Raw genomic sequence first — 1,220 nt, forward strand, 5'->3', positions numbered from 1 at the left:
CATCACCACCCCAAGCATCGCTCACCCAGTAGTGGATATGGCCGACAGGGTTTAAGAAGAACAGAAAAACATCACCCATGGTTTGTGAACCCATCACTTCACCACCAGACATTAGGATGTCTTGTTCGGCTTCTAGCATCATTTCACCAACAACCGCGCCGAAGAATGGTGTGATGAACAAGTCTTGCCAAGACGGTACTTCAGCAAATGCTTCAACGCCGTATTCCCAGAAGAAGGCCGACATGGTCCAAGAATACACGAAAGATTCAAACTCGTTGTAGCCCGCGTGACGAGCTGCAGTGTAGTAAACACCGCCAAAGTAAGTGTGCATCACATAGTTTAGGAAGTGCTCATCTCGGTCCCATACAGGGCCTTCAGAGACATTGTCTTTCCACTTTTGACCAAGCTTACTTAAGTCACGTTGGTCGTCATCCCATTTGGTGATGGATTCAGGAAGGAATGTCATCAATCCAACAGTCGCAACACTAAGACCCAGAATGGTATAAGTTTGACCCATTAAGTAATCCCAGTCTTTCTCTTCGCTTACCAAGAAGTGCTTTGGTTGTTGGATGGAGAAATCGTACTCTTCACTTGATTCGCTCAGTGCGTAATTGGTACTAGGCTTGTAAGTGTACAAGTTTTCGTTTACGCAGTACTCTTGAGTACAATCATCCGAATATGAAAGGTTGAATGGTTGGTCGAAATCGTATTGGCTTGCAACCGAGTTAGCTGACATTAGTATTGAAAATGCAGCAGTAACCTTTGCTAATAACGGGGATTTGGCCACAAGGGTCTCCATGAAAAATGATAAGTTGAGCGAAGTCACAATTATCTATTAATTGCCTGATTTTTGGAACTAATAATTGCGTGCTTTCTCAAAGATAATCTGAAATTTCACATCATTAATACTTGTGAAATGACTTAAATGCCTAAACATTGAAGATAGACCACTTTACAAATAATGCAGCGTCTTAATATGACAGCAAGGGATAAAAATATGACCAAAATCGCAATGTTAAGTACAGGTGAAGAAGTTCTTCACGGAGACATTGTAGACACGAATGCCGCTTGGATGTCCGCTGAGTTCTATCAACATGGCTTTGCATTGGCAAAACGTTCCACTGTCGGTGACCAAATGGGTGCGCTGGTGGAAGAGCTTTTGATGTTGAGTTTTAACTACGATGTGGTCATCGTTAATGGTGGATTAGGGCCACCGACGG

General features: G+C 43.2%; 2 protein-coding genes. One reads left to right on the forward strand and one right to left on the reverse strand.

Going from position 1 to position 1,220, the window contains the following annotated elements; all coding sequences use genetic code 11:
• On the reverse strand, positions 1 to 787 hold a 787-nt coding region (locus KIV40_RS31370), incomplete at its 3' end, for a DUF3943 domain-containing protein (RefSeq protein ID WP_285353209.1).
• Between the two features lie 210 nt (positions 788 to 997).
• Between KIV40_RS31370 and KIV40_RS31375 the strand changes: the two genes are divergently transcribed.
• Positions 998 to 1,220, forward strand: a 223-nt coding sequence (locus KIV40_RS31375) for a molybdopterin-binding protein (protein WP_285353211.1), incomplete at its 3' end; no start/stop codon positions are given.

The organism is Vibrio sp. D173a (assembly GCF_030248475.1).